The following is a 6,622-nucleotide window of genomic DNA, read 5'->3' on the forward strand; positions in this document are numbered from 1 at the left end:
CTCAGGTCAGTGCGGTGAGTTCGGCGGAGAGGTTGGCGCGGGCCCGGGTGTCGAACCGCTCCCGGGCCGCCGGGGTGCGGTAGAGGGCGGACAGGTCGAGCAACTGCCGTAGGACGGCGGCCCGTCCGGACCGGAAGGCGTCGTCGGGGACGAAACCGTACTCCTCGCGTACCGCCGCCGCGTAGGCCGCGTACGCCTCCGGCGGGCCGCCGAGTACGGCCAGGTCGGCGTCGCAGAGCACGTCGCCGTTGCGGTCACCGGATTCGGGGTGGTGGGTGACGGTGAGCAGGACCAGCCGGACCACCTCGGCGGTCAACTCCTCGGCCAGGCCAGCCTCGCGCAGCGCGCGGGCGGCCAACCGGGCGCTGCGCTCCTCGTTCTCGGACCGGTCGGGGCGGTAGACCGCGTCGTGGAACCAGGCCGCCAGCAGGACGGCGTCCGGGTCCTCGGCGTGCCCGGCCAGTGCGTCGATGTGGTCGAGCACCGCCGTCAGGTGCGCCGTGGTGTGGTACCGGCGCTGGGGCTCGGCCCAGCGCCCCAGCAGCTCGCGCCCGTACGGCGCGGGGTCGGCGGTGGCACCGCAGCGGATCAGCAGGGCGTTCCAGCGGTCGAGCAGCGCAGGGGCTTCGGTCGGCATGCGGTCATTGTGGCGGTGCGGGCTGACGGCGTGAAGGCCGGGCCGGGCGGCGGTGCCGTGGGTGCTCGGGGGATTCGTCCGCCCCGGGCCGGCCGGGCTCGGCCCGACGGAGCTGCACACCCCGCTGTTCCGGGACCCCTCCTGGCGGCCGCTCCGGTTGCAGCCCGCATCGCCCGCCGGGGCGGCAGGGGGCTCGCCGGGCGGGCGGGGCATATGGCAAGGTAGCGATATGTCTAGACCAATTCTCGAAGTCATCGCGCTGACGGCGCAGGATGCCCAGGCCGCCGAGTCCGGTGGCGCCGACCGTCTCGAACTGGTCACCGACATGGCTGCCGACGGACTGACCCCCTCGGTGGCCGACTTCGCCGCCATCCGGGCCGCCGTCTCCGTCCCGCTGCGGGTGATGCTGCGGATCCGCGACGGCTTCGCGCCGGGGGACCTGGACGAACTGCTCGCCCGCGTCGCCGCGCTGCGGGCCGAGGGCGCCGAGGAGTTCGTGTTCGGGTTCCTGGGCGCCGACGGTGCCGTGGACCTGGCCGCGACCACCGTGGTCGCGACGGCCGTCGAGGGCTGCCGGTGGACCTTCCACCGCGCCCTCGACCACAGCGCCGACCGGTCCGCCGTCCGCGCCGCGGTGGGCGAACTGCCCGGCCTGGACACCTTCCTGACCTCCGGTGCGGCCGCCGGGGTGAAGGCCGGCCTGGGGGTCCTGCTGGGGGAGCTGGCCAAGTCCGGTGAGCCGGGCTACCGCCAGGGGATCCTGGTCGGCGGCGGCCTGCGCGCCGAACACGTCCCGGAGCTGCGGGCGGCCGGTTTCGACGCCTTCCACGTCGGCGGCGCGGTCCGCGGCAACGGCTGGACCTCCCCGGTCGAGGCCGCCAGGGTCGCCGCATGGCGCACCCTGATCGACGCCTGAGACGCCTGAACACCCTCGGTCGCAGGGGCGCGCGGCCGGTGCCGTCCGCACACGGCCGCGTGCCCCTGCGGGTGACGCCTACCCCGTCAACTGCTCCGGCAGGGGCTCGGAGTGCAGCACCGTGAGCCCCGAGACCGCTCGGGTCAGGGCGACGTACAGACGGCGCAGGCCGGTGCGCTCGTCCGGCTCGCCCGCGAGCACGGCGGCCGGCTCGTCCAGGACCACGTAGTCGTACTCGAGACCCTTGGCGAGCGAGGCCGGGACCAGCGTCAGCCGGGCCTCGCTGCTGGTCTCGGTGCCGGGATCGAGGAAGGGCAGCCCGGCCTCGGCGAGCGCCTCGGCGAGCAGCGGGATACGGGCGTCGGCGGTGATCAGACCGGTGGAGCCCTCGCGGGCCAGGGCCTTGCGGCAGCTCTCGACCACGGCCTCGGTCAGCCCGTCCTGGACGTGCTCGACCGCCAGCGCGCCGGGGGTGTCGCGGATCGAGGTGGCGGGGGCCAGCCCCGGGGCGATCGCCGGGAGCAGCCGGGAGGCGTACGCGATGACCTCCTCGGGCACCCGGAAGCCGGTGGTGAGCTCCTCGATGTGGGCGGTGGACTTGCCGAGGTGGTGCAGTGCCTCGGGCCAACTGCCGGTCGCCCAGGGGGTGGTGCCCTGGGCGAGGTCGCCGAGGATGGTGGCGGAGCCGGTGGAGCAGCGGCGGCCGACGGCCCGGTACTGCATGGGGGAGAGGTCCTGCGCCTCGTCCACCACGACGTGCCCGAGCGAGGGGGTGCGCTGCACCAGGTCGGCGGCCTCGTCGACGAGGACGGCGTCGGCCGGGGTCCACGGCGCGGTGCGCAGGGAACGTCCGGGCTTCGACCGGAGGACCGCGGCCTGCTCCCCGGCGTCCAGGATGCCGTCCGCGCACTCGGCGAGGAACTCCGCGTCGGTGAGCAGCCGGTGGACCAGCTTGGCCGGGTCGACCGGCGGCCAGCACTGCTTGACCACCGCCTTGACCGCCGTGTTGCGGGCGACCGCGTCCTGCACCCGGTCGTCGGGGGCCTCGCCGCCCTGCTCCATCTTCAGCAGGACGGCGTGCGCGATGCGCTGCGGCAGGGCCTCCCCGGCCGCGCCGTAGCGGATCTCGCGGCCCTTCAACTCCTCGATGATCTCGACCAGTTCGTAGGCGGGTACGCGCCAGCGGCGGGAGCCCCGGACCACCACGCAGGGCTCGGTCGGCAGGCTGATCCCGGCCCGGACCGCGCGGCGCAGCACCTCGGCCATCCTGGGGTCGCCCTTGACGGTGGCCGCCTCGACGGTGTCCGTGCCGCGGACCTCGACGTGGTCGACCAGCTCCTGGACGGTGGCCTGTGCCACGTCCAACTCGCCGAGGGCGGGCAGGACCTGCTCGATGTAGTGGAGGAACGAGCGGTTCGGCCCGATCACCAGGGTGCCGGTCCGGGCGAGCCGCTCGCGGTGCGCGTACAGCAGGTACGCGACCCGGTGCAGGCCGACGGCGGTCTTCCCGGTGCCGGGCGCGCCCTGGACGCAGACCGTGCCGGTGATGTCGGCGCGGACGATCTCGTCCTGCTCGGGCTGGATGGTGGCGACGATGTCGCGCATCGGGCCGACGCGGGGCTTCTCGATCTCGGCCGCGAGCAGGGCGGAGGCGGTGGAGCCCCCGGCGGAGCCGGTGAACGTCTCGGCGGCCGGGTCGGTGAGGTTCTCGTCCTCGTACGCGGTCAACTCACCGCCGGTGTAACCGAATCGGCGTCGGCGCTCGACGTCCATCGGGTCGGTGCGGCTGGCCCGGTAGAACGGCTGGGAGACCGGCGCGCGCCAGTCGATCACCATCGGGTCGCCGCCCGCGTCGTGCACGTGCCTGCGCCCGATGTAGAACCGCTCGCCGCTGCCGCCCTCCCGTCGCCCGCCACCACCCTTGCTCGGCGCGCTTCGCGCGGCCCCTCCTGTTACCAGCTCCTCGCTGATGGCGTGCAGGTAGTCCAGGCGGCCGAAGAACAGCGGGGTGTGGGCGAGGTCGGCCAGGGCCGCGATGCGCAGCTCGACCTGGTTCTGCAGGACGGCGGCGGAGACCCAGGTGCCGGTGACGTCGCGCAGGTCGAGGGACTCGACGTCCTCGCGCATCGCCGTCAGCGCGGCCCGGGAGGCGGCCAGATGGTCGCGTTCGCGCTGCAGGGGGTCGGTGGGCCGGTGGTCGGTGGGGGCGTGCACAGCGAACCTTCCCGGCTGCCCTCGTGGCGGGGCAGCGGACTCGTCGTTAGCTCACAGCGAAGGACACCGGCCGGTTGCCGAGCGGACGGTACTCCCACGGCTGCCGACGACTGGCACCACGTTTCGGGAGGGGCAGACCGGCGATCATAGACCGGTCCCGGATCCGGCGCTAATCATTTTCCGGTCGGTCCGACTCAGGGTTGCCGTACGCCGGGACGTAGGGGTGCCGTACACCGGAAGAAGGACGGAGGGCCTGGCCACTGCGCACTTTGGGCTGATGTCCCGGCGGTGGCCGGAAACCTACGGTTGAGGCATGAACACCGAACGGATCAGGCAGCACAGGCCCACCGGAAGCACCGCCACCGACAACCGCCGCCGCAACCCGATGGCACAGGCCGTCCGCAACATGGGGATCATGCTCGACACCGCCGCGCGGGTGGTCTTCCTGGGGCGCGACGGCGTCAAGCTGTGACCCGGTGCGCTACACGTCGTCCGCGTCGATGATCCGGTACGCGTAGCCCTGTTCGGCCAGGAAGCGCTGCCGGTGCGCGGCGAAGTCCTGGTCCACGGTGTCGCGGGCCACCACCGAGTAGAAGTGCGCCGCATGGCCGTCCGCCTTGGGCCGCAGGACCCGGCCGAGGCGCTGGGCCTCCTCCTGGCGGGATCCGAAGGTCCCGGAGACCTGGATGGCGACGGTCGCCTCCGGCAGGTCGATGGAGAAGTTGGCCACCTTGGAGACCACCAGCACGCTGATCTCCTTGTTCCGGAACGCCTCGAAGAGCTTCTCGCGCTGGGTGTTGCTGGTCTCGCCCTTGATCACGGGTGCGTCCAGGGCCTCGCCGAGCTCGTCCAGCTGGTCGATGTACTGGCCGATGATCAGGGTCTGGTCGTTCTTGTGCTTCCTGACCAGGGACTCCACCACCCGGCGCTTGGTCGCCGTGGTCGAGCAGAAGCGGTAGCGCTCCTCGGGCTCGGCGGTCGCGTACGAGAGGCGCTCGGAGTCGGTGAGCGTGACCCGGACCTCGCAGCAGTCGGCCGGGGCGATGTAGCCCTGGGCCTCGATCTCCTTCCACGGCGCGTCGAAGCGCTTGGGTCCGATCAGCGAGAAGACGTCGCCCTCGCGGCCGTCCTCGCGGACCAGGGTCGCGGTCAGCCCGAGCCGCCGCCTGGCCTGCAGGTCGGCGGTGAACTTGAAGACCGGCGCCGGCAGCAGGTGCACCTCGTCGTAGACCACCAGGCCCCAGTTGCGGGCGTCGAACAGCTCCAGGTGCGCGTAGACGCCCTTCCGCTTGGTGGTCATCACCTGGTACGTGGCGATGGTGACCGGGCGGATCTCCTTCTTCGTCCCGCTGTACTCGCCGATCTCGTCCTCGGTCAGCGAGGTCCGTTTGACCAGCTCGTGCTTCCACTGCCGGGCCGAGACGGTGTTGGTGACCAGGATCAGCGTGGTCGACTTGGCCTCCGCCATCGCCGCCGCGCCGACCAGCGTCTTGCCCGCGCCGCAGGGCAGCACGACCACGCCGCTGCCGCCGTGCCAGAAGCCCTCGACGGCCTGCCGCTGGTAGGGACGCAGCTGCCAGCCGTCCTCCGCCAGGTCGATCGGGTGCGCCTCGCCGTCCACGTACCCGGCGTGGTCCTCGGCGGGCCAGCCCAGCTTGAGCAGCACCTGCTTGATCTGGCCGCGCTCGGAGGGGTGCACGACCACGGTGTCCGGGTCGATCCTGGCGCCGACCAGCGGGGCGATCCGCTTGGAGCGCAGCACCTCCTCCAGCACCGGGCGGTCGGTGGTGGTCAGCACCAGTCCGTGCACCGGGTGCTTGGAGAGCTGGAGGCGGCCGTAGCGGGCCATGGTGTCGGCGATGTCCACCAGCAGCGCGTGCGGCACCGGGTAGCGGGAGTAGGTCACCAGCGCGTCCACGACCTGCTCGGCGTCGTGCCCGGCGGCCCTGGCGTTCCACAGGCCGAGCGGGGTGACCCGGTAGGTGTGCACGTGCTCGGGGGCGCGCTCCAGCTCCGCGAAGGGAGCGATCACCCGACGGCAGTCGGCGGCCTTCGGGTGGTCGATCTCCAGCAGCAGCGTCTTGTCGCTCTGGACGATGAGCGGTCCGTCGTTCACGCGGTGCAACCCTCCGTTGGTCCTGTCGCAGACTTTCCAGTGTCCCGCACTCGGCCCAAAGCACGTGACTCGTTCCCCGGGCCGTCGTTGAGTCGGGCATGAAGACGCCGAAGCGGGTTCTCTCCGCTGTTCTCCTGTCCGGTGCCGCGTTCGCGGCCAGCGCCACCCCTGCCCACGCCCTGGCCGGGATCGGCGAGACCGGGGGACCGTTCGCGTTCCTCGGGCTCGGGGCGGCCAGCCTGATCAGCGGCCAGGACCTCTCGGTGCCGGACACCAACAAGATGGTGCAGCAGGCCAAGGAGCAGCACGCCAAGGACCAGCAGGCCAAGGAGCAGCAGAAGCAGCAGGGCCAGCACTGAGTCCTCGCGGGCTCAGACGGGTTCGTCCACCTCGGCGACTCCGGTGATGCGGTGCAGGGCGAAGGTCCGCACCTCGTCCGTGAGGTGGTCGTACGCCGTCACGAAGCCGCCCTCGACCTTCACCGGGTCGACGACGCGCTGGGAGGCCAGTCCCTCCGCGTTGATGTAGCCGATCCACATCCGCTCGCCGAGCAGGACGGCTGTCTGCAGGGCGGCGAGCGTGTCGGCGGCGGCGGTGCGCGGGAGCCGGCGCAGATCGGTACGGGCTGGTCCGGTCTGCTGCGGCGTGGCGGCAGGGCCGGCCACCGTCTCCTTGCGGACGGCGGTGGCCGCCCGGTCGCCCGCGCGCACCGCCTTGATCGCGGCGCCCAGCAGGACGT

7 protein-coding genes are annotated in these 6,622 nt (G+C 72.7%); 3 read left to right on the forward strand and 4 right to left on the reverse strand.

Annotated elements, in window-relative coordinates; translation table 11 throughout:
* Position 1: 1 nt before the first annotated feature.
* Positions 2–637, reverse strand: a complete 636-nt coding sequence (locus tag UK12_RS24150; protein WP_045305232.1) for an HD domain-containing protein — start codon at positions 635–637, stop codon at positions 2–4.
* 229 nt (positions 638–866) lie between these two features.
* On the opposite strand from UK12_RS24150, the gene UK12_RS24155 reads away from it, so the two are divergent.
* Positions 867–1,553, forward strand: a complete 687-nt coding sequence (locus tag UK12_RS24155; RefSeq protein ID WP_045305220.1) for a copper homeostasis protein CutC — start codon at positions 867–869, stop codon at positions 1,551–1,553.
* Between the two features lie 78 nt (positions 1,554–1,631).
* Here the strand turns inward: UK12_RS24155 and UK12_RS24160 are convergent, their stop codons facing one another.
* The gene (locus UK12_RS24160) at positions 1,632–3,767 is read right to left on the reverse strand and encodes a HelD family protein (RefSeq protein WP_045305221.1); all 2,136 of its coding nucleotides are present in this window, start codon (positions 3,765–3,767) and stop codon (positions 1,632–1,634) included.
* Positions 3,768–4,080: 313 nt separating this feature from the next.
* Between UK12_RS24160 and UK12_RS39980 the strand changes: the two genes are divergently transcribed.
* The gene (locus tag UK12_RS39980) at positions 4,081–4,239 is read left to right on the forward strand and encodes a hypothetical protein (protein WP_156178895.1); all 159 of its coding nucleotides are present in this window, start codon (positions 4,081–4,083) and stop codon (positions 4,237–4,239) included.
* Between the two features lie 9 nt (positions 4,240–4,248).
* Here the strand turns inward: UK12_RS39980 and UK12_RS24165 are convergent, their stop codons facing one another.
* Positions 4,249–5,883 carry a DNA repair helicase XPB gene (locus UK12_RS24165; protein WP_045305222.1) on the reverse strand — a complete coding sequence of 545 codons (1,635 nt, stop codon included), beginning with the start codon at positions 5,881–5,883 and terminating at the stop codon, positions 4,249–4,251.
* Positions 5,884–5,981: 98 nt separating this feature from the next.
* Between UK12_RS24165 and UK12_RS24170 the strand changes: the two genes are divergently transcribed.
* On the forward strand, positions 5,982–6,242 hold the full coding sequence (locus UK12_RS24170; RefSeq protein ID WP_045305223.1) for a hypothetical protein: 261 nt from the start codon (positions 5,982–5,984) through the stop codon (positions 6,240–6,242).
* A gap of 12 nt (positions 6,243–6,254) precedes the next feature.
* On the opposite strand, the gene UK12_RS24175 is transcribed toward UK12_RS24170, so the two are convergent.
* Positions 6,255–6,622: WYL domain-containing protein (locus tag UK12_RS24175; protein ID WP_045305224.1), on the reverse strand; the 368-nt coding region annotated here is incomplete at its 5' end.

The sequence above is a fragment of the Saccharothrix sp. ST-888 genome (assembly GCF_000955975.1).
GTDB lineage: Bacteria > Actinomycetota > Actinomycetes > Streptomycetales > Streptomycetaceae > Kitasatospora.

Coding starts and splice junctions, on each gene's coding strand:
- UK12_RS24150 (WP_045305232.1), bottom strand. CDS start 637: ATGCCGACCGAAGCCCCTGCGCTGCTCGACCGCTGGAACGCCCTGCTG.
- UK12_RS24155 (WP_045305220.1), top strand. CDS start 867: ATGTCTAGACCAATTCTCGAAGTCATCGCGCTGACGGCGCAGGATGCC.
- UK12_RS39980 (WP_156178895.1), top strand. CDS start 4,081: ATGAACACCGAACGGATCAGGCAGCACAGGCCCACCGGAAGCACCGCC.
- UK12_RS24170 (WP_045305223.1), top strand. CDS start 5,982: ATGAAGACGCCGAAGCGGGTTCTCTCCGCTGTTCTCCTGTCCGGTGCC.